Raw genomic sequence first — 20,870 nt, 5'->3', positions numbered from 1 at the left:
CGGCGTCCGCGAGCCGCCCGCGAAGGAGTCCCCGTGCCCCACGACGACACGCCGTTCAGCCCCGCCATGCGCGGCTACAACCGCGACGAGGTCGACCGGGCCGTCGCCGACCTGCGCCGCGAGCTGATCCGCTCGAACCAGCAGGGCGCCGAGCTGCGTGCCGAGGCCGAGCGCCTCCGCCGCAGCGAGCAGGAGCTGCGCGACGAGCTGGATGAGGTCGGCAGCCCCACGTTCGCCGGGCTCGGCAGCCGGCTCGAGGCCACGCTCCGCGTCGCCGAGGAGCAGTCGACCCGGTTGGTCGCCCAGGCGGACGCGGACGCCGGCCGGCTCCGCCGCGCCACGCAGGAGGAGACGGACGCGCAGCGCGCCGAGGCCGAGGCGACCGCCCGCCACCTCGTGGACTCCGCGCGAGCGCAGGCCGCGCAGATCCTCGACGCCGCGCGCCGCGAGGCCGACGACCTGCACGAGCGAGCGGACGACCGCGCCGAGGGCCTCCGCAGCGACGCCGAGCGCGAGGCCGCCGCCCTCCTCCTCCGCACGCGCACCGAGGTGGCCGACCTGCGCGCCACCGCGGAGCGCGAGACGGACGCCCAGCGCGCCGAGGCGGCCCGCGAGGTCGCCGAGCTGCGCGCGCGCGTGGACCGCGAGACCGACGAGGCGCGCCGCGACGCCGCCGACCTGGCCCGCGACACCGTCCTCGCCCGAGGCGCCCTCGAGCGCGAGCTCGCCGACGCGCGTGCCCGGCACGACGAGTCGGTCGCCGAGGAGCGCGCGGAGCTCGACCGCGACATGCGGGAGACGGAGGAGCGGCTGCGGCTCGACGAGGAGACCCGGCGCATCGCCCTCACCCAGCTCGAGGAGCAGACCCGCGCCGACCTCGACCGCGAGATCGAGCAGGCGCGCACCGACTGGGACCGCGAGCTGCAGGGCTCGCGCGACGACTTCGACCGACGGATCCACGCGGAGCGCACGGCGTTCGACCGCGACGTGGAGGAGACCCGCGCCGCCCTCGAGCGGGAGATCGCCGAGACGCGCGAGGCGCTCGAGCTGGAGCTGGCGACCGCGCGCGGCGACCTCGCGCGAGATGTCGAGGAGGCCCGCACCGACCTCGCCCGCGACGTCGCCCAGGGCACCGAGCGCCTGGAGCGCGAGACCCGGGCGACGCGCGCCCAGCTCGAGCTGGAGGCCGTCACCGCCCGGGCGGCTCTCGAGCGGGAGATCGCCGAGGCCGAGGCGCTCGAAGCCGACCGTCGGGAGGCCGAGCGCCTCCGTCTCGAGCGCGAGGCCGCCGAGACCCGGCGCGAGCTCGCGGCGGAGGCCGACGAGGCGCGCCTGCTGCTCAGCCGCGAGATCGAGCAGGGCCACCTCGACCTCGACGCCGAGATCACCGCCCGTCGCGACCACGACGCCCGCGACGCAGCCGAGCGCCAGCGCGAGGCCGCCGAGCGCACGGCCGCCTACCTCGGCGAGGCGGAGGTGCGGCTGCAGGAGGTCACCGCTCTCCTCGCCTCCACGCGCGAGGAGGCGGAGGCGCTCGCGAAGGAGAGCCGCGACGCCGCGCGGAAGGCCCGGGAGGACGCCGACCACGACGCGCGAGCCGCCATCGCCGACGCGGAGCGCCGCGCCCGCGACACCGTCTCCGACGCGGAGCGCCGCGCACGCGAGACCCTCGCCGACGCGGAGGAGCGCCTCGACCGCATTAGGATCGAGCGCGAGTCGGTGGCCGCGTACCTCGAGAACGTCCGCGGCGTGCTGACCCAGGCGGACGACTCCTCATCCGACGACGACGAAACCCGCACCGCGCGCTGAGCGCGCGCCGACTCGAGAAGCCCTGAGACGTGAAGATCCAGAACCCCTACCGCCTCGGCCTCCTGGCCGGTCTCGGCGTGCTCACCGCTCTCGTCATCGGCGGCGCGCTCGTGTCGCTCGGCACCGTCCTCACCTACGTGGGCACGGCCATCTTCCTGGCCCTCGGCATCGACCCGCTCGTGACCTTCCTCGAGCGCAAGGGCGTCCCGCGCCCGGTCGCGATCCTCGTCATCTTCCTGGTGCTGCTCGGCTCCCTCGCCGGCGTGCTGCTGGCGGTCATCCCCGTCGTCGTGAACCAGGCGAGCGCCCTCGTCACCCAGATCGTCCAGTACGCGCAGAGCGTGAGCGGCGACCAGTTCATCGAGAACCTGCAGTCGTTCGTGCCGCGCGAGGTCTTCGACGTGCAGACCGGCGCCGACCAGCTCGTCCAGTACCTCTCCAACGCCTCGAACGTCGCGACCATCACGGGCAACGTCATCACCGTGGCCTTCACGATCGGCAACTTCCTCTTCGGCCTCGTGATCGTCGTGATCCTCACGATGTACTTCACGGCCTCGCTCAACTCCTTCAAGAGCGGCCTGTACAAGCTCGTGCCGGCCACCCGCCGGGCGCGCTTCGCCGACATCGCGGAGCAGATCACCCAGTCGGTCGGCCGCTACGTCATGGGCCAGGTCGGCCTCGCGCTCTGCAACGGCGTGCTCAGCTTCGTCTACCTCAGCATCGTCGGGGCCGCGCTGCCCGCGGTCTGGGCGTTCATCGCGTTCCTGTTCTCGCTGCTGCCGCTCGTGGGCACGATCACGGGCTCGGCGCTCATCGTGCTCGGCCAGATCGTGCTGCTGCCGGAGTCGATGAACACGTGGATCGCGGTGGCGATCTACTACCTCGTCTACATGCAGATCGAGGCCTACGTCCTGAGCCCGAACATCATGAACCGGGCGGTCAAGGTGCCCGGCGTCGTGGTCGTCATCGCGGCGCTCACGGGCGGGACGCTGCTCGGGGTGCTCGGCGCGCTCATCGCGGTGCCGGTGGCCGCCGCCGTGCTGCTCATCATCCGCCAGGTCGCGGTCCCGCTGCAGAACGAGCGCTGACCGCCGCTCGCGGGGATCCTCCGCGGGCTCAGCGCGCGATCGGCCACTCCGTCGGCAGCGGCAGCGCGTCCGGGGCGACCGTGCGCACGATCTCCGTGAGCACGCGCGAGACCTGCGTCTCTCCCACCCAGAGGTGCTTGGCGCCGTCCACCGCGATGAGCTCGGCCTCCGGCACCGACGCGAACCGCTCGCGCGCCTCGGCCGGCTGCAGGAAGTCGTCATGCTCGGGGACGAGGATCACGAGGCGACGCGGGTCGCCGTGCCACGCGGCCACCTCGTCGGCCGTCGCGCGGTGCAGGGGCGGCGACAGCAGGATCGCGCCCTCGATCGGGTGCGCGCGACCGTGCTTCAGCGCGATCTCCGTGCCGAAGGACCAGCCGACGATCCACGGAGCGGGCAGGCCGCGCGCCGCCACGAGGTCCATGGCGGCGGCCAGGTCGAACCGCTCGGCGTCCCCGCCGTCGAATGCGCCGTCGCTCGTGCCGCGGGCCGACGTCGTGCCGCGCGTGTTGAAGCGCAGCACCGCGAGCCCGGCCATCGCGGGCAGGCGGAGCGCGGCCTTCCGGAGGACGTGCGAGTCCATGAAGCCGCCGGCCGTGGGCAGCGGGTGGAGCGTGACGAGCGTCGCCACGGGCTCCCGGTCGGCGGGCAGCGCGAGCTCCCCCACGAGCCGCAGTCCGTCGGCGGTGACGAGCTCGACGTCCTCGCGACGAGCGGGTAGCTCGGTCGAGCTGGTGATGGGGCGGGGCGCGGTGTCCGTCATGAGACCTTCCAGCAGTGGGTGTGCCAGTGGCGGCGGGCGGCGAGGTCGCTCTGCTCGCCCATCATGCCGTCGGCGCGCCAGGCCACCACGTGCGCGTGGCCGGGCTCGATGTCGAGGGTGCAGCCGGGGCAGCGGTAGACCTTGAGGGCACGCGTCGCCGAGACGGGCTGCACGTTCCAGACGCGGCCGCGGCGGGTCTCGGTGTGCTGCGAGCCGCTGAGGAGGCGCGTGAGCACGTCCTCGTCGTCCTCCTCACGCGCGCGTCTCCCCCGGGGTCGATTGCTGCGCGGCATGTTCCGATCCTAGGCGGCGTCGCGCGTGGGTCCGGTCAGCCGGCGTCCGCCTGGCGACCGAGCCGGGCCTCCTCCTGGTCGAGCATGCGCTGGGCCCGGGCGAGCACGCGTGAGGGATGCTCCCCCGTGCCGCGCGCCTCGAGCAGGGCCGCGCGCTCGGCGTCCAGGACGTGTCGTCGGAGCATCAGGTACGCGGCGCGGGGGCTGAGGGGCGCGTCGTCGTCCGCCGCCATGGCGTCCGCGCGCTCCGTCACCCACTCGGCCTTCAGCGCCGTGTCGCGGCGCACCCGCTCGACGACCTCGTCGTCCACCGTCGTCCCCTCCGGCAGCTGACGCACGCCCTCGTCGACGGCGCGGATCCCCGCCTCGGCCAGCTCGGAGACGAGCTCCGCGAGCTGCCGCTGGTCCTCGACGGCGTCGCTGCCGCGGATCCCGCTCAGCCGGATGACCGCGGGTAGCGTGCCGCCGTTGACGAGCAGCGAGACGATCGCGACCGTGAAGGCGATGAGCACGAGCTGCGCGCGGTACGGCGTCCCCGACGGCAGCGACTGCGCCGCCGCGAGCGTCACCACGCCCCGCATGCCCGCCCAGCCGAGCACGAGCCCGCCGCGCCAGCCGAGCCCCTGCGAGCGGAGGGCCTGCAGGTCGGCCCGGCGTCGTCGGAGGATCCGCGCGGCGGCCCGCTCCCGCCGCGACGGACGATCGTCGCCGCGCTCCCGGCGGAGCCGCTCGAGCCCCCGCCGCACCCGACGCGTGCGCGCCGCGACGTGCTCCTCGTGCCGCCGGAGGCCCAGCAGCAGCGGCACCAGGAAGCCGAAGCGGATGAGCGTCAGGACGACGAGCGTGAGGATCCCGTAGGCCACCGCCGTGCCCACGCCGAGGTCGGCCTCGTGCACCTCGTCGATGATGTCGCGGAGCTCCAGGCCCATCACGAGGAAGACGCCGTTCTCGAGCAGGAACAGCACGGTCCGCCAGTTCAGCCGCTCGTTGATGCGCGACTGCGCCGACAGGGTCGAGGCGCTCCGATGACCCGACCAGATGCCCGCCGCCACCACCGCGAGGACGCCCGACGCCCCGACCTCCTCCGCGGGGATGAAGGCCACGAACGGCACGGCGAAGGAGATCGCGGTGTCGAGGACGGGGTCGTCGAGCCGTCGACGCACCTCGGTGGTGACGATGCCGACGACGACGCCGATCGCGAGGGCGCCCACCGCGGAGAGCACGAAGCCCCCGGCGGCCTGCCACAGGTCGACGGATGCGCCGACGGCGGCGATCGAGGTGCGCAGCAGGACGAGCGCCGTCGCGTCGTTCACGAGGCCCTCCCCCTCGAGGACGGTGACGAGGCGCGGTGGCAGGCCGAGCCGGCGCGCGATGCTCGTCGCGGCGACGGCGTCGGGCGGGCTGACCACGGCGCCGAGGGCCAGCGCGCCGGCGAAGGACAGGTTCGGGAAGAGCGCGTAGAGCAGCAGGCCGATCCCGAAGGCCGACACGAGCACCAGCACCACCGAGAGGCTGACGATCGTGCGGAGGTTGCGCCTCAGGTCCACGAGCGGCACCGTCACGGCGGCTCCGTACAGCAGCGGCGGCAGGACGCCCGCGAGGATCAGCTCGGGAGGCACCTCGACGGGCGGCACGCCCGGGAGGTAAGAGATCCCGACCCCGACGAGCACGAGGACCAGGGGCGTGGCCACGCCGATGCGCCGCGCCAGGAGCGTGACGGCCACGAGGGTCGCGATCCCGGCGACGCCGAGAGCCGCGTAGTCCATGCTCAGAGGCTAGCCCGACGGGACGAGCACCCGACGCAGCGTCACCGCCGAGTCAGGTGCGGTGCGGTCGTCAGTACCAGTTCTTGAGGACGCTGTGCGCCTTCGCGCCGCACGGCGAGCCGTAGCGCGAGTCGATGTAGCCGAGGCCCCACGTGATCTGCGTGGCGGGGTTCGTCTGCCAGTCGGGCCCGGCGGACGCCATCTTGCTGCCGGGGAGGGCCTGCGGGATGCCGTAGGCACCGCTGGGGTTGTACGCGTTGACCCGCCAACCGGACTCCTTGGTCCAGAGGTAGTCGAGGCACGCGTACTGGTCGTCGCCCATTCCCTGCGAGGCGAGGATGCTCCGCGCGATTCCCTTGGCGCTGCCGGGATCCGGGATCGCGATGGCACCGCCTCCGCCCGAGCCGGACGACTTCGCGCCGGAGCCCGAGCCGGTGGACGGCGCGGGGGCCACGACGGGCGGCGGGGGCGGCGGGGCCGCGACGGACTGGAAGCCGGGCTCGATCTCCACGACGGTGTCGGCGGAGGCGACGGTGAGGCTCTGCGCATCTGCGCGGGCGAGCTGGGCGACCGTGGCCTGGTACTCCTGGTACTGCGGGTTCGCGACCGCGCCGGACGTGGGATCCACGACGTTGACGAGCATGAACGCCGCAGCCGCGCCGAAGGCGATGGTGGGGGCGGCCACGCGCGAGAACGCGGAGCGCCGTCGGGGGACGGCCCTCGGAGCGGTGGTCAGCGGCTGGCGAGGAGCGAGATCGTTCGTGTGTCTACCCATGGCTCCGCACGACTTTACCCAACCGTTACCCGGATGGCGACTCCCGGACCGGATCGGGGGCGTCCTGCCAGGCGGATCGCGCCGGGGAGGAGTGGCGGAGGGATCAGCGGACGGCGTTCATGACGTCGATGACGGCGTCCAGCAGCAGGTCGACCTGCGCCTCCCGGTACCCGCCGCGGCGCGGGTGGAACGCCACCGTGCGCACGTCGTCGACGCTCATGGGCTTGGTGCCCCGGAAGTACTTGGCGACGCGGTCCGCGAAGCGATCCACCTCGCGTCGGTCGTACCCGGTCGTCAGGAACCCGGCCCGGTCGAACCGCTCCCCCGTGGGCCGGCTGACCCGGTCGAGGATCTCCTGCGCCGCGCGTCGGGCCTCGGCGTTCCACGCGTCGGTGCCTACCCGGGCCACCGTGCGGTCGCGCTCCCGGACGGCGAACGCGTCCTCCAGCCGTTCGAGGACGCGGTCCACGGCGGCGGCCGAGTAGCCCCCGCGGCGCATGTCGAAGGACACCCGGCGGATGGTCTCGGAGGTCAGGGAGCGGTCGGCCTCGTCGTCGTAGCAGCGTCTCGCGTCGCGCAGGAAGGCGTCGACCTGGTCCGGGTCGTAGCCGCGCTCGCGGCGCCCGGCGCTCGGGAAGGTGGTGGTCATCCGGGACATCCTACGAGGAAGCTCCCGTGACGATGAGGAACAGCGCATAGGCCACCGCCGCGGACGGCAGCACGGAGTCGAGGCGGTCGAGGAACCCGCCGTGGCCCGGCAGCCAGGAGCTGATGTCCTTGACGCCGAGGTCGCGCTTGATGAGCGACTCGGCCAGGTCGCCCAGGGTCGCGGTCACCACGATGACGAGGCCGAGCACGACGCCGAACCACCACTCCTGCTGGATCATGAACAGCGAGAGCAGGATCCCGGCGAGCACCGCGGCGACGACCGCGCCGGCGAAGCCCTCCCACGTCTTCTTGGGGCTGATCGTGGGCGCCATGGGGTGCTTCCCGAAGTTGAGCCCCGCGACGTACGCACCCGTGTCGCAGCAGACCACGAGGATGAGGAAGGCCAGGGTCCACCACTCGCCGCCGTCGCCCGCGGTGAGCAGCACGGCGAAGGAGCCGAGCAGCCCCACGTAGCCGAGCAGGAAGACGCTCGAGCCGATGTCGCCGACGAGCGCGCGCGCGGACGTCCGCCGGGCGGGCAGCGCCTGCTCCACCACGCGCCAGAGCGCGACGAAGCCCATGGCCCCGAGGAGGCCCAGCCATTGCCCGTCGGGCCGTCCGAAGTACGTGATCGGCATGAGCACGACGACCGCGATCACCGAGCCCACGCGCGGCACTCGGCGGCCGGCCTGGCGCAGCGCGGTGGCGAGCTCGTACGCGGTGAATGCGACGAGGGCGACGGCGATGACCAGGAAGAGCTGCTTGACGACGACGAGGCTCACGAGGACGACCCCGCCGAGGAGGAGGCCGACGCTCACCGCGAAGAGCAGGTTGCGCCCCGTGCGGGCGTTGATGCGGTCGTTCGTCGCCTCGAGCGAGGCGCGGGTGGCCCGGACCTGCGCCGTCAGGTCGGCACGCGTGGCCTGGACCTGCGCCTCGAACTCGGCGCGCGTCACGCGGCCGCGGTGCCGCCGGATCCGCGGAGCGCCGTCGGGGCCTGACGCGGGCGGCACGACGGGCGCCCGCTCGGCGGGATCCTCGGGGCTGGCCACCTAGACCTCGAGGAGTTCGGTCTCTTTGCGCTTCAGCGCGTCGTCGACCTGGTCGGTGTGCGTCTTGGTGAGGGACTCGAGCTCCTTCTCACCGCGCGCGACCTCGTCGTCGCCGACCTCGCCCTTGAGCGCGTCCAGCTCGTCCTTGGAGCGGCGGCGGATGTTGCGGACGCTGACGCGACCCTCCTCCGCCTTCCCGCGGACGATCTTGACGAATTCCTTGCGGCGGTCCTCCGTGAGCTCGGGGAGCGTGAGGCGCACCATCTCGCCGTCGTTGCCGACCGTGGCGCTGAGGTTCGGGACGTTGACGAGGGCCTTCTCGATCTCCTTGAGGGCCGTCTTGTCGTAGGGCGTGACGATGAGCGTGCGCGCCTCGGGGTTGTTCATGCTCGCGAGCTGGCCGAGCGGCGTCGGGCTGCCGTAGTACTCGACCATGACCTTCTGGAAGAGGGCGGGGTTGGCACGGCCCGTGCGCACGCTCCCGAAGTCCTCCTTCACCGCCTCGACGGCCTTGCCCATCCGGTCTCGGGCATCTGCGAGGACTTCGGCGACGGTCACGGGTTCTCCTTCGGTAGCGCGGGCGCGGTGGGCGCCCGGTCGATCTTAACGCGGATGGGGAGGCGCTCCGGCCGAGACGCGGCCCGTCGGGGCCGGCGGCGGAGCGCGGGTCGTCAGTTGGAGACGATGGTGCCGATGCGCTCGCCGCGGATCGCGCGGGTGACGTTGCCGCCCGGCTCCATCCCGAAGACGACCATCTTCATGTCGTTGTCCATGCAGAGGCTGAAGGCGGTCGAGTCGACGACCTTCAATCCGCGCTGCAGGGCGTCCTGGTAGGTGACGGTGTCGAGGAGCGTGGCCGACGGATCCGTCCGCGGGTCGCCCGTGTAGACGCCGTCGACGCCGTTCTTGGCGACGAGGACCTCGACGGCCTGGATCTCGAGGGCGCGCTGCGCGGCCACGGTGTCGGTCGAGAAGTACGGAAGGCCTGCACCGGCGCCGAAGATCACGATGCGCCCCTTCTCGAGGTGCCGGACGGCGCGGCGCGGGATGTACGGCTCGGCGACCTGGGTCATGGAGATGGCCGACTGGACGCGGGTCGCGGCGCCGGCCTGCTCGAGGAAGTCCTGCAGGGCGAGGGCGTTCATGACGGTGCCCAGCATGCCCATGTAGTCCGCGCGGCCCCGGTCCATGCCGCGCTGCGACAGCTGCGCGCCGCGGAAGAAGTTGCCGCCGCCGACCACGATCGCGACCTCGACGGTCTTCGCGGCCTCGGCGATCTCGCGCGCGAGCGCGCTCACGACGTCCGGGTCCACGCCCATCTGGCCGCCGCCGAAGGACTCCCCGGAGAGCTTGAGGAGGACGCGGCGGGTGGTGGTCTGATCGGTCATAGGTGCTGTTCCCGTCCTCGCGTTCCGGTCGCCGGATCCGGCCCCGGTCCAATCTACTGTGACGTCCGGCGGGGACGGCGGCGTATGGCGGCCGCCCCGCCCGGACATGGAGAAGGGAGCCCGGGTCGCATGCGACCCGGGCTCCCCGTGGTGGTGCTAGGCGCCGACCTTGAAGCGGGCGAAGCCCGTGACCGTGAGGCCAGCGGCCTCGACGACCTTCTTCACGGACTGCTTGTTGTCCTTCGCGTAGTCCTGCTCGAGGAGCGCGACCTGCTTGAAGAAGCCGGTGAGGCGCCCCTCGATGATCTTCGGCAGGGCGGCCTCGGGCTTGCCCTCGTTGCGGGAGATCTCGGTGACGATCGCGCGCTCGGCCTCGACCTTGTCCGCCGGGACGTCCTCGCGGGCGAGGTACTCCGGGTTGGCGAACGCGATGTGCTGGGCGATGCTGCGCGCGGTCTCGGCGTCCGTGCCGCTGTAGTCGACGACGACGCCGACCTGGGGCGGGAGGTCCTTCGACGTGCGGTGGAGGTAGACCTCCTGGTGCTCGCCGGCGAGGCGGGCGACGCGGCGGAGCGCGATCTTCTCGCCGAGGATCGCGGCCTGGTCGCTGATCAGCTGGTCGACGGTCTGCTCGCCCGCGGGGGCCTGGAGGGCTTCCTCGACGGTGGACGCGCCGGCCGCGACGACGGCGGCGAGGACGGACTCGGACAGTGCGATGAACTTGTCGTTCTTGGCGACGAAGTCGGTCTCGCACGCGAGCTCGATGAGGGTGGCGGCGCCGTCCTGCGTGGACGCGGCCACGAGGCCCTCGGCGGTGGAGCGGTCGCCGCGCTTGGCGTTGCCCTTCTGGCCCTTGAGGCGCAGGATCTCGATGGCCTTCTCGATGTCGCCGTCTGCTTCGACCAGCGCGTTCTTGCTGTCCATCATGCCGGCGCCGAGGCGGTCGCGCAGCTCCTTGACGTCAGCGGCAGTGAAGTTCGCCATGCTCATGGACTCCTTCTGTAGGTGATGATCCGGGGGTCTCCCGGTGGTGAGTGCCCGACGGGCGGGCGCGGAACCCGCGCCCGCCCGTCGGGATGGTGCGTGTGGTCGGACTACTCGGAGACGGGAGCCTTCTCGGACTCGGTCGCCTCGGCCTCGATCTTCGCCTCGGTGGCGTCGTCGGACTCGGGGGCGTGGACGGGCGCGGCGACCTCGTCCTCGGACTTCGCCTCGTTCTTGGCGGAGACCTCGGCGTCGACGTCGTTCTCCTCGACGGGCAGCTCCGCCTTCGCGGCGTCGCCCTGCTCGAGCAGCTCGCGCTCCCAGTCGGCCAGCGGCTCGGCCGGGGCGGAGCCCTCGGCGTCGGGCTTCTGGTGGCGCTGGATGAGGCCCTCGGCCGCGGCGTCGGCGATGATGCGCGTCAGCAGCGCGACGGAGCGGATCGCGTCGTCGTTGCCCGGGATCGGGTACTGGACCTCGTCCGGGTCGCAGTTGGTGTCGAGGATGCCGATGACCGGGATGCCGAGCTTGCGCGCCTCGTCGATGGCGAGGTGCTCCTTCTTGGTGTCCACGACCCACATCGCCGACGGCGTCTTGGTCAGGTTCCGGATGCCACCGAGGCTCTTCTCCAGCTTGTCGCGCTCGCGACGCTGGATGAGGAGCTCCTTCTTGGTGAAGCCGCGCGTCGTGTCGTCGAAGTCGACGAGGTCGAGCTCCTTGAGGCGGTTGAGGCGCTTGTGCACGGTCTGGAAGTTGGTCAGCAGACCGCCCAGCCAGCGCTGGTTGACGTAGGGCTGGCCGACGCGCTGCGCCTGCTCGGCGATGGACTCCTGCGCCTGCTTCTTGGTGCCGACGAAGAGGATGGTGCCGCCGTGGGCGACCGTCTCCTTGACGAAGTCGTACGCCTTGTCGATGAGGGCCAGCGACTGCTGCAGGTCGATGATGTAGATGCCGGAGCGCTCGGTGAAGATGAAGCGCTTCATCTTCGGGTTCCAGCGCGTCTTCGGGTGACCGAAGTGGACGCCGCAGTCGAGCAGCTGGCGGATGGTGACGACGGCCATGGCCGTACTCCTGTTCCGGCGCGCGCTGTCGCGGCGCGCCTCGTCGGTTCGCTCGGCGGTCGGGACGACCGCTGATCCTGGTGCCCGGCGCGCATCCGCCCCTTCGGCGACAGGGATCATCGCCACGAGGGGACCGAGTGGATGCGGCGGCCTGATGGGCACGCGTAGTCACCCGACCTGGATCGGGTGCTGGTCGATGCTACCACCCGCCGGAGGACCGACGGGGCGGCGCGTCGGATCAGGCGCGCGCGGCCTTCGAGCGCTTCGTGGGCTTGTCGACGAAGAGCGTCTCGGCCTCCTCGAGCGACATCCCGTTGGTCTCAGGGATCTTCATCAGGACGAAGACGAAGGACAGCGCGGCGAACGCGGCGTACATGCCGTAGGTGAACGGCAGCGAGAAGGCGGACAGCGCCGGGAACGACACGGTGATGGCGAAGTTCGCGATCCACTGGGCCATCGCGGCGACGCCGAGGGCCTTGGCGCGGATCCGGTTCGGGAAGATCTCGCCGAGCAGCACCCAGACGAGCGGGCCCCACGAGGCGCCGAAGCCGATGACGAAGACGTTCGCCGCGATGATCGCGATGACGCCGAAGGGCTGCGGCAGGGCCACCTCGCCGTCGACGGTCGAGGACTGGCTGAAGCAGATCGCCATCACGGCGAGGGACACGGCCATGGCCAGCGAGCCGGACAGGAGGATAGGGCGGCGGCCGATGCGGTCGACGAGCGCGATGGCGATGAAGGTCACGGCGACGTTCGTGACCGCGGTGATGACCGAGGTGAGCAGCGACTGCGACTCGTCGAAGCCGACGGCCTGCCAGAGCGTCGTGGAGTAGTAGAAGATCACGTTGATTCCGACGAACTGCTGGAACACGGACAGGATGATGCCGATCCAGACGATGCCCTGGAGGCCGAGCTTGTTCCCGCGGAGCGTTCCGGTGCGCTTGGCGACGCGGTCCTCCTCGATCTGGCGCTCGAGGTCGCGGCTCGCGCGGTCGATGTCCTCCTGCTTCCAGACGCTCGCGAGGATCGCCTGCGCCTCGTCCTTGCGGCCCTTCTCGACCAGGAAGCGCGGGGACTCCGGCAGGCGGTACGCGAGGACGCCGTAGATCACCGCGGGGATGGCGCAGACGAGGAGCATCCAGCGCCAGGCCTCGAGGCCGAACCAGAACTCCGCCGACGCGCTGCCCGCCGCTCCGGCGAACACGGCGTCCGAGAGGAGGGCGGTGAAGATGCCGAGCGTGATCGCGAGCTGCTGCAGCGACGCGAGGCGGCCACGGAGGAGCTTCGGCGAGATCTCCGCGATGTAGGCGGGGGCGACGACCGAGGCGATGCCGATACCGAGGCCGCCGATGACGCGCCAGATCGTGAGGTCCCAGACGCTGAACGCGTAGCCGGAGCCGAAGGCGCTGATGAAGAAGAAGCCGGCGCCGATGATCATCGTCCAGCGACGGCCGATGCGGTCGGCGATGCGACCCGCGAGGTAGGCGCCGAGCGCGCAACCGAGGAGCGCGCTGGCCACCGCGAAGCCGATGAGCGTCTCGCTCAGCTCGAACCGGCCCTGGATCGCGGAGACCGCGCCGTTGATGACCGAGGAGTCGAACCCGAAGAGGAAGCCCCCCACCGCGGCCGAGACGGCCAGGCCGATCGCGCGTCGTTGGAGCTTCTTGTCATCCTGGGTGGTCGTCGTCTCGTTCACAACGGACCACTCTGCCACTTCTCCGCCGGGGCGGGCACCGGGCGAGGATCCGGCGTTGCAGGGGGCATGATGCGGCCGACCGGAGGGCAGGACGCGGCCGCCGGGGAAGGAGATGCGCATGCGCGGCGGAGCGGCACGATGGAGGGCGTGCGCGGCGGGGCTCGTCGTGGGGTTGCTCGCCGGCGGGATGACGCCGGGCCTCACCGCACGGGCCTCGGTGGATGCGCCGCCTGCGTCGTCGTCCGACGCCGCGACGCCGCGATGGGAGTGGCCGGTCGATCCGCCGCATCAGGTCACGCGTCCGTTCCAGGCGCCGACCACGGCGTACGGTCCTGGACACCGGGGCATCGACATCGCGGTCGCCCCCGGCGACGAGGTCCGCGCTCCCGCCGCGGGGACCGTCTCCTTCGCCGGTGTGGTCGTGGATCGCCCGGTCGTGAGCATCCGGCACGCGGACGGCTACGTGTCCTCCGTCGAGCCGGTCGTCCCCCTGGTCGCCGCGGGCGACGCGGTGGTGGCAGGGCAGGTCATCGGCACGCTCGCCGCGTCGCCTCGCCACGCGCCCGACGGCGGGCTGCACCTCGGGGCGCGCCTGCACGGCGACTACGTGGATCCGGCCCTGCTGCTCGCCGCGCTCCAGCACGCGGTGCTGCTACCCCTGGTTCCCTGAACCCAGCCCCGGCTCGGCCGTCTCCGGAGGGAGCGCGGGCTCGATCCGGTCGCGCGCCCGCCGGTGCGGCTCAGGCGCGCGGGTGGGCGCCCTCGTAGCTGCGCTGCAACCGCTCGATCGAGACGTGCGTGTAGATCTGGGTCGTCCCGAGGCTCGCGTGGCCCAGCATCTCCTGCACGGTGCGGAGGTCCGCTCCCCCGTCGAGCAGGTGCGTCGCCGCCGTGTGCCGGAGGGCGTGAGGCCCCTGCGGCCCCGATCCGGGGATGTCGGCGAGCAGGGAGGCCACGAGGCCGTAGACGGCGCGCGAACCCAGCCGCCCACCGCGCGCCCCGAGGAACAGCGCGGTACCGGTCCGTGGCGAGACGAGCCCGGGACGGCCTCGCGCGACGTAGGCGTCGAGCGCCTCGGCGGCGGGGACGCCGAACGGCACGACCCGCTCGCGATCGCCCTTGCCGACCACGCGCACCGTGAGGCGGGAGGCGTCGACGTCGCCGAGTTCGAGGCCCGTCAGCTCGGAGACCCGGAGCGCGGACGCGTAGAGCAGCTCGATGACGGCGAGATCCCGGAGCGCGGCGGGGTCGTCCTCCGCAGCCCGTGCGGCGAGTCGGGCGAGGAGGGCCGACATCTGCTCGCGTGCCAGCACTCGCGGGAGATGGGATCCCGCCCGCGGCGCCTTCAGCCGCACGGCCGGGTCGGCCTCGACGCGGCCCGTGCGGAGGAGCCACGCGCCGAAACCCCGCACTGCGGCCGAGCGCCGCGCCAGCGTCGCGGGAGCCAGCCGCGCCTGGGATCCCCGCCACAGCCAGTCGCGCAGCACCTCCAGGTCGAGGGCGGCGGACGTCGTGACGCCCTGCCGGCCGGCATGCGCGGCGAGGTCCCGCAGGTCGGCGGAGTAGGCCCGGACGGTGTGGGCCGCGCTCCCCCGCTCCCGGTCCATGGAGGTCCCGAACGCGGCGATGTCGTCCACGAGCGGAGTCGCGGCACCCGCGCCGCCCGAGGACAGCGGACCTCCGCCCGCGCCCTCGACGCGTCCGCCGCCGACCCTCATCCTGTCCATCCACGAAGGCTACGTGGATCCGCGCGCCGTGCGGTGCGGGCTCACCTGCGGGAACGAGGTCGCCTGTCCGGGGCCCGCCCGCGTCACCGCGATCCGGATCGCCGCACCCATCCCCCATCCGCTCGGGCCACTGCCCCCTCGAGCTCGAGCATGCCCAGCACGGAAGAGGTCTCGGCGAGCCCGAGACCGGATCGTGCCGCGACGTCGGCGGTCTCTCGCCCACGGCGTACGGCGAGGGCGTCCAGCACGCGCACGACGCGCGGATCGCCTCGGACCTCAGCGGTGCGCGCGCCCGCGCGCGCGGCATCGGGTGCGCTCGGCGCGGCGCGAGATGGCGCATGCGGGGCTTCCGACGCGCGGGCCTGCGCGCCCGACCCGCTCCAGCCCGGCAGCAGCTCCATCACATCGTCGGCCGACGTGACGCACACCGCCTGGGTCTCGCGGAGGAGACGGTGGCACCCCGACGACGACGCGCTCGTCACCGGACCCGGTACGGCCCCGAGCGGCCTCTCCAGCGCGACCGCGTGGTTCGCCGTGTTCAGCGACCCGCTGCGCGCACCTGCCTCGACGACGACGGTGGCCGCGCTGACCGCCGCGATGAGGCGATTGCGCAGGAGGAACCTCCAGCGCGTCGGCGACGCCCCGCACGGCAGCTCGGACACCACGGCTCCGTCGCGTCGCATCCGCGCGAAGAGCTCCGTGTGACCGGACGGATAGAGACGGTCGACGCCGCCCGCGAGGAACGCCACCGTGCGCCCCGCCGACCCGATGGCCGCGCGGTGCGCCGCGCCGTCGATGCCGTACGCCCCGCCCGAGACCACCGCCACGCCTCGGTCGACGAGGCCGGCGGCCAGCTCAGCGGTGACGTGCTCGCCGTACCCGGTGGCCGCGCGCGCTCCCACGATCGCCACGGACCCCGGGAGCGCGGCCATCGCGTCCGGCGCCCCCGTGCACCACAGCACGAGCGGCGCGTGCGGCCCCAGGTCGTCCGCGCCTACCGGCCAGTGCGCATCCCCGGGCACCACCACCCGCGCGCCGACCGCGCACGCGGCGTGGAGCCGCGCCAGCGCCTCGGTCCGCACGACCCGGGGACGCCAGCGTTCCAGCGCCCCGTCGACCTCGCCGACGAGCGCAGCGCGCCCGTCCGCCTCCAGATGGAGCCCGGCGTCGAGCATCGCCCCGACGACCGCGTCGGCCGAGCAGCCGTCGACCACGGAGGCCAGCGCCGCGCAGGCGCCGAGCACGCCGATGACCGCCCCGGCGACGCGATCGCCGGGCTCGGCGATGCCGGACCATGTGCAGCGCGCCGCCACCTCCTCCGCATCCGCGTCGCTCGAGTCCGCGCCCGGACATGCGGCATCGGGGCGGAGCGCGGCCATCAGCTCCCCGAGATCGCTCGCCGGGAGTCCGAGGCGGGCGACGGCGCGCGCACGTGCCGAGTCGGGCCCCGCGATGCTGCTCCGCGGTGCTTCCGCAGGCCGAGCTCGGCCTCCCGAGCGGGATGGGGAGGGACGGACCGCCCCCTCGGAGGCATGCGCGTCGTCCACCACGCCGCCTCCGTCGTGGTCGGCGCTCACGACGCGCCTCGCAGCAGGAGGGCCCGGCCCAGATGATCCGCGTCGGGGCTCGACGCGCCCTCCAGGTCCGCGAGGGTCCACCCGATGCGGAGGACCCGGTCGTAGCCGCGCATGGTGAGGATCCCGCGGTCCAGCGCTCGATCGAGGGAGACGGTCGCCCCGCGGGCGATGCGGGCCTCGCGCCGGAGCCAGGTTCCCGAGACGTGGGCGTTGGTGCGCCACGGCGTCGCGGCCCATCGCTCTGCGGCCGCCGCGCGAGCTGCGGCGACGCGCAGCCGCGCCGTCGGCGTGGTCACGCGCGGCGCATCGCCCGCCGCGAGATGCACGGCCGTCGTGACCCGGCGGACGCTGAGCCGGATGTCCATGCGGTCCATGAGCGGGCCGGAGAGCCTGGCCAAGTAGCGCCGGCGAGCCTGGGGCGGGCACGAGCAGTCGGCACCCGCGACGCCGTACGAACCGCACGGGCACGGGTTCGCCGCCATCACCAGCTGGAAGCGCCCCGGGAAGTGGGCGACGCCGTTGGCCCGGTGGATGCTGATGACGCCCGATTCGAGCGGCTGCCGCAGGCAGTCCAGCACGGCGCCCGCGAACTCCGGCGCCTCGTCGAGGAAGAGCACTCCCCCGCTGGCGCGCACGGCCGCCCCAGGGCGGATGCGCCCGCTGCCGCCTCCGACGATCCCCGCGGCGCTCGCCGTGTGGTGCGGCGCCTCCAGGGGTGGACGCACGGGCAGCTCGGGTCCCAGCCTCTCCCCGCAGAGCGACCGGATGCAGCCGACCTCCAGCGCGGCCTCCTCGTCGAGGTCGGGCAGGAGGCCGGGGAGCCGCTGGGCGAGCATCGTCTTCCCCGCGCCGGGCGGGCCGAGCAGGAACATGTGGTGCCCGCCCGCGGCCGCGACCACGAGCGCCTCCACGGCCTCCTCGTTGCCGACCACGTCGCCCAGGCAGGGCTCCGCCGGCTCCGTGCCCCCGATCGCCCGCGTCGATCCGCTCCCCGTGGGCGTGGACGGACGGGCGTCGGCCTCCTCCGGCTCCGGCTCGAGCTCGGCGCCGTGGTGGATCGCCGCATCCCGCAACCCCGCCACGGCGATGACCCGCATGTCGGGCACGAGGGACGCCTCGTCCGCGTGGCAGCGCGGCACCATGACCCGGCGGGCGCCCGCTCGACGCGCGGCGAGCACCGCGGGCAGGATGCCGTGCGTCGGACGCAGCCTCCCGTCGAGGCCGAGCTCGCCGAGGTGCACGGTGCCGGCCACCGACTCGGCCGACACCGACCCACCCGCCGCGAGGATCGCGAGGGCTATCGCGAGGTCGAAGCCGGAGCCGTGCTTCGGCAGGACGGCCGGCGAGAGGTTGACGGTGACCCGGCGGACGGGGAACTCGCATCCCGCGTTGCCTGTCGCGGCGCGGACCCGCTCGCGGGCCTGGCTGAGCGCGGCGTCCGGCAGGCCGATGAGCACGAACCCGGGGAGCTGGCTCGTGATGTCGGCCTCGACGTCGACGAGCGCTCCGTCCAGGCCGGAGAGCGCGACGGCGAGCGTGCGACCGACGGCCATCAGCAGGCGCTCCGGACGACCTCGACCGACGGCTGCCCGCCCCGGGGCCAGAGCACTCCCACCACGTCGATCCGCACGGGCCCGCGCCGGTCGGGATGCGCCTGGCACCAGAGGCCCGCGAGGACCCGCAGACGCGAGGCCTTCGCGCGTGTGACCGCCTCGAGCGGATGCCCGTAGCCGAGCCCCGCGCGCGTCTTGACCTCCACGAGCACGGTCGTGCCCGCGTGCGTCATCACGAGGTCGATCTCGCCCTCGCGGCACCGCCAGTTGCGCTCGACGAGCGTGTACCCGCGCCCGATCAGATGCTGCGCGGCGATCTCCTCGCCGCGTCGTCCCAGGTCCTGCTCGCGTGTCATGCGCACCTCCGCGAGGAGGATGCGCCACCGCAGCACCGTGGTCGGCCATGGGCCGCTAGGGCGTGCAGTGCGCGTCGGGCGAGCGCCTGGGGAGGGATCCCCTCAGGGGCCCTACTCGTCGATGGCGAGCTCCTTGGGGAGCTCGAACTCCTTCGCCGACAGCTCCTCGACGTTCACGTCCTTGAAGGTGAGCACGCGGACGGACTTCACGAACCGGTCGGAGCGGTACACGTCCCAGACCCAGACGTCGGTCATGGTCAGCTCGAAGTAGAAGTCGTGCTCCGTGTCGCGCCGCACGAGCTCGACCTCGTTGGCGAGGTAGAAGCGCCGCTCGGTCTCGACCACGTACTTGAACTGGGACACGATGTCCCGGTACTCCCGGTAGAGCGCGAGCTCCACCTCGCGGTCGTAGTCCTCGAACTCGTCGTCATCCATGGTCCGTCGATCCTAACCGCCCGCGGGGCCGCCCTCCGCCGAGGGAGCCGACCCGGGCATCCCTCCCCGGGCGTCAGGGCGTCGCGTCCCCGAGCACGCCGGAGAGCCACGTGCGCCGGTGGAGGGGCGAGGCACCGCGAGCCCGGATGGCGTCGAGGTGCGCGGCGCTGCCGTAGCCCTTGTTGCCCGCCCACCCGTACTCGGGCAGGTCCTCGTGCCAGACGGCCATCATGCGGTCGCGCTCCACCTTGGCGAGCACGGAGGCCGCGGCCACGGAAGCGCAGTCGCGGTCGGCCTTCACACGCAGGCGCACGGGCACGGGGTGGGCGAGATGCGGCGTGAGCCAGTCGTGCGCACCGTCCAGCAGGACGACGCTGTCCAGCAGCGGGACGCCGGCGTGGTGCAGCTCGACGAGCGCGCGGCGCCCGGCGAGGCCGAGGCAGGCCGTGATCCCGAGCTCGTCCACCTCGGCAGCGGAGGCCATGCCGACGGCCGAGTGCCGGACCCACCCGGCGACGACCGGGTGCAGCGCCTCGCGGCGCTTCTCGCTGAGCATCTTCGAGTCACGGAGGCCGGGCGGGAAACCCACGGCGTCCGGCCCCACGACGGCCATGCCTACGGCGACAGGCCCCGCGAGCGCTCCTCGACCCACCTCGTCACAGCCGATCACGAGGGCGGCGCCCGCGTGGAGGAGCTCGTGCTCCAGATCGAGGGTGGGATCCGCGACCGGCATCAGCCCGCGGGGACGGGGTCGGGCACGTCGCCGAACGTCTCGGGGTGGTCGCTGAGGATCGACCAGCGGTCGATGGGCCAGGTGATGACGAACGCACGGCCGACCACGTGGTCGATCGGCACGAAGCCCTTGGTGGGGCCGTTGACGTTGTAGCGCGAGTCCGCGGAATTGCCGCGGTTGTCCCCCATGACCCAGAGCGAGTCGGCGGGGACGGTGACGTCGAACCCGTCGTCGGAGGCCTGCGTGTCGCCGGGCACGAGCTTCAGGTAGGGCTCGTCCAGGGGCACGTCGTTCACGCTCATCTGGCCGAGGGAGTTGCAGCAGACGACGTGATCGCCCGGCAGGCCGATGAGGCGCTTGATGAGGTGGTCGTTGCTGTCGGAGGCGGACAGGCCCACGGTCGTGAGCGCCCAGTCGACCGCGGCCGCGATGGGCGGCTTCTCGACCTGGGGAGACGGGAGGAGCCAGCCGCCCGGATCGCGGAACACGACGACGTCGCCGCGCTCGAGCGGCATGAGCCGCGGCGTGAGCTGGTTCACCACGATGCGGTCGTTGATCTGCAGCGTGTCCTCCATGGAGGACGACGGGATGTAGAACGATCTGATCAGGAACGCCTTGATCAGGATCGAGACGAGGAGGGCCACCACGAAGATGACGAGGACGTCCCGGAGGAACGTCTTCCATCCACGCGACCCGCTGCCGCTGTGCCTGCCCGAGGATCTCGTCTCCATGGGCGCCGTGCTGTCTGTCATTTAACCGCCTGAGCTCCCGGCAAGCATATGCGCCGGGAGCTCAGTGGGATGACAGGTGGGGATGCGCTAGGAGCGCTTCTCCTTGATCTTCGCCTTCTTGCCGCGCAGGTCGCGGAGGAAGTACAGCTTCGCGCGGCGCACGTCGCCGCGCGTCACGACCTCGATGTGGTCGATGACCGGGGAGTGCACCGGGAAGGTGCGCTCGACGCCGACCTGGAAGCTCACCTTGCGGACGCAGAACGTCTCGCGGACGCCCTCGCCCTGACGGCCGATGACGATGCCCTGGAACACCTGGATGCGCGAGCGGCTGCCCTCGACGATGTTGACGTGGACCTTGACCGTGTCGCCGGCGCGGAAGTCGGGGATGTCCGACCGCAGCGACGCCTTGTCGACGGAATCGAGGATGTGCATGGTGTA

Annotated in this window: 22 protein-coding genes; 3 read left to right on the top strand and 19 right to left on the bottom strand. The window is 72.9% G+C overall.

The genetic code is table 11. The features are described 5' to 3' along the window. Window positions 1–33 precede the first annotated feature (33 nt). On the top strand, window positions 34–1,809 hold the full coding sequence (locus K0V08_RS02675) for a coiled-coil domain-containing protein (protein ID WP_079532804.1): 1,776 nt from the start codon (window positions 34–36) through the stop codon (window positions 1,807–1,809). A gap of 29 nt (window positions 1,810–1,838) precedes the next feature. Next, entirely contained in the window at window positions 1,839–2,897 is a 1,059-nt protein-coding gene (locus K0V08_RS02670) for an AI-2E family transporter (protein WP_012038079.1), read from the top strand. A 28-nt stretch (window positions 2,898–2,925) separates the two neighbouring features. Here the strand turns inward: K0V08_RS02670 and K0V08_RS02665 are convergent, their stop codons facing one another. The 11 genes from K0V08_RS02665 to K0V08_RS02615 all read right to left on the bottom strand — a co-directional run bounded on the left by K0V08_RS02665 (window position 2,926) and on the right by K0V08_RS02615 (window position 13,320). Beyond that, window positions 2,926–3,660 carry an alpha/beta hydrolase gene (locus tag K0V08_RS02665; protein WP_012038078.1) on the bottom strand — a complete coding sequence of 245 codons (735 nt, stop codon included), beginning with the start codon at window positions 3,658–3,660 and terminating at the stop codon, window positions 2,926–2,928. Then, window positions 3,657–3,953 carry a hypothetical protein gene (locus tag K0V08_RS02660; RefSeq protein WP_012038077.1) on the bottom strand — a complete coding sequence of 99 codons (297 nt, stop codon included), beginning with the start codon at window positions 3,951–3,953 and terminating at the stop codon, window positions 3,657–3,659. The genes K0V08_RS02665 and K0V08_RS02660 overlap by 4 nt, the downstream gene beginning before the upstream one ends. Window positions 3,954–3,988: 35 nt before the next feature. Beyond that, window positions 3,989–5,719, bottom strand: a complete 1,731-nt coding sequence (locus tag K0V08_RS02655) for a cation:proton antiporter (protein ID WP_079532801.1) — start codon at window positions 5,717–5,719, stop codon at window positions 3,989–3,991. Window positions 5,720–5,789: 70 nt separating this feature from the next. Then, a complete protein-coding gene (locus K0V08_RS02650; RefSeq protein ID WP_227267228.1) occupies window positions 5,790–6,404 on the bottom strand; it encodes a lytic transglycosylase domain-containing protein in 615 nt (204 codons plus the stop codon). A gap of 193 nt (window positions 6,405–6,597) precedes the next feature. Further along, window positions 6,598–7,143 (bottom strand): DivIVA domain-containing protein, encoded by a 546-nt coding sequence (locus K0V08_RS02645; protein WP_012038074.1) that lies wholly within the window; start codon window positions 7,141–7,143, stop codon window positions 6,598–6,600. A 10-nt stretch (window positions 7,144–7,153) separates the two neighbouring features. Next, the gene (locus K0V08_RS02640) at window positions 7,154–8,194 is read right to left on the bottom strand and encodes a phosphatidate cytidylyltransferase (RefSeq protein ID WP_012038073.1); all 1,041 of its coding nucleotides are present in this window, start codon (window positions 8,192–8,194) and stop codon (window positions 7,154–7,156) included. Next, on the bottom strand, window positions 8,195–8,713 hold the full coding sequence (frr, locus tag K0V08_RS02635; protein WP_050976299.1) for a ribosome recycling factor: 519 nt from the start codon (window positions 8,711–8,713) through the stop codon (window positions 8,195–8,197). 152 nt (window positions 8,714–8,865) lie between these two features. Further along, on the bottom strand, window positions 8,866–9,582 hold the full coding sequence (gene pyrH, locus K0V08_RS02630; RefSeq protein ID WP_012038071.1) for a UMP kinase: 717 nt from the start codon (window positions 9,580–9,582) through the stop codon (window positions 8,866–8,868). Window positions 9,583–9,738: 156 nt separating this feature from the next. Then, window positions 9,739–10,566 (bottom strand): translation elongation factor Ts, encoded by an 828-nt coding sequence (gene tsf, locus K0V08_RS02625; protein WP_012038070.1) that lies wholly within the window; start codon window positions 10,564–10,566, stop codon window positions 9,739–9,741. Window positions 10,567–10,676: 110 nt separating this feature from the next. Beyond that, window positions 10,677–11,624 (bottom strand): 30S ribosomal protein S2, encoded by a 948-nt coding sequence (rpsB, locus tag K0V08_RS02620; RefSeq protein ID WP_012038069.1) that lies wholly within the window; start codon window positions 11,622–11,624, stop codon window positions 10,677–10,679. Window positions 11,625–11,862: 238 nt separating this feature from the next. Continuing rightward, window positions 11,863–13,320, bottom strand: coding sequence for a sugar porter family MFS transporter (locus tag K0V08_RS02615; RefSeq protein WP_079532798.1), 1,458 nt, complete (start codon window positions 13,318–13,320; stop codon window positions 11,863–11,865). A gap of 166 nt (window positions 13,321–13,486) precedes the next feature. Between K0V08_RS02615 and K0V08_RS02610 the strand changes: the two genes are divergently transcribed. Next, window positions 13,487–13,990, top strand: a complete 504-nt coding sequence (locus tag K0V08_RS02610) for a murein hydrolase activator EnvC family protein (protein ID WP_227267226.1) — start codon at window positions 13,487–13,489, stop codon at window positions 13,988–13,990. Between the two features lie 70 nt (window positions 13,991–14,060). On the opposite strand, the gene K0V08_RS02605 is transcribed toward K0V08_RS02610, so the two are convergent. From K0V08_RS02605 to rplS, 8 genes are all read right to left on the bottom strand, one after another. Continuing rightward, window positions 14,061–15,038 carry a tyrosine recombinase XerC gene (locus K0V08_RS02605; protein ID WP_172406912.1) on the bottom strand — a complete coding sequence of 326 codons (978 nt, stop codon included), beginning with the start codon at window positions 15,036–15,038 and terminating at the stop codon, window positions 14,061–14,063. Between the two features lie 92 nt (window positions 15,039–15,130). Continuing rightward, on the bottom strand, window positions 15,131–16,426 hold the full coding sequence (gene dprA, locus K0V08_RS02600) for a DNA-processing protein DprA (RefSeq protein WP_079532795.1): 1,296 nt from the start codon (window positions 16,424–16,426) through the stop codon (window positions 15,131–15,133). A gap of 194 nt (window positions 16,427–16,620) precedes the next feature. After that, window positions 16,621–18,177, bottom strand: a complete 1,557-nt coding sequence (locus K0V08_RS02595; protein ID WP_012038064.1) for a YifB family Mg chelatase-like AAA ATPase — start codon at window positions 18,175–18,177, stop codon at window positions 16,621–16,623. Further along, window positions 18,177–18,533 (bottom strand): YraN family protein, encoded by a 357-nt coding sequence (locus K0V08_RS02590; protein WP_012038063.1) that lies wholly within the window; start codon window positions 18,531–18,533, stop codon window positions 18,177–18,179. The genes K0V08_RS02595 and K0V08_RS02590 overlap by 1 nt, the downstream gene beginning before the upstream one ends. A 111-nt stretch (window positions 18,534–18,644) precedes the next feature. Then, a complete protein-coding gene (locus K0V08_RS02585) occupies window positions 18,645–18,968 on the bottom strand; it encodes a DUF2469 family protein (RefSeq protein ID WP_012038062.1) in 324 nt (107 codons plus the stop codon). A 73-nt stretch (window positions 18,969–19,041) separates the two neighbouring features. Beyond that, window positions 19,042–19,701: a ribonuclease HII gene (locus K0V08_RS02580; RefSeq protein WP_012038061.1), complete on the bottom strand. Its 660-nt coding sequence runs from the start codon at window positions 19,699–19,701 to the stop codon at window positions 19,042–19,044. Next, a complete protein-coding gene (gene lepB, locus K0V08_RS02575; RefSeq protein WP_012038060.1) occupies window positions 19,701–20,453 on the bottom strand; it encodes a signal peptidase I in 753 nt (250 codons plus the stop codon). The genes K0V08_RS02580 and lepB overlap by 1 nt, the downstream gene beginning before the upstream one ends. 66 nt (window positions 20,454–20,519) lie before the next feature. Continuing rightward, window positions 20,520–20,864: a 50S ribosomal protein L19 gene (rplS, locus tag K0V08_RS02570; RefSeq protein WP_012298189.1), complete on the bottom strand. Its 345-nt coding sequence runs from the start codon at window positions 20,862–20,864 to the stop codon at window positions 20,520–20,522. Between the last annotated feature and the right edge of the window lie 6 nt (window positions 20,865–20,870).

Origin of the sequence: Clavibacter michiganensis, from assembly GCF_021216655.1 — a bacterium.
Classification (GTDB): Bacteria; Actinomycetota; Actinomycetes; order Actinomycetales; family Microbacteriaceae; genus Clavibacter; species Clavibacter michiganensis.
This window is presented reverse-complemented; position numbering and strand designations above follow the sequence as displayed.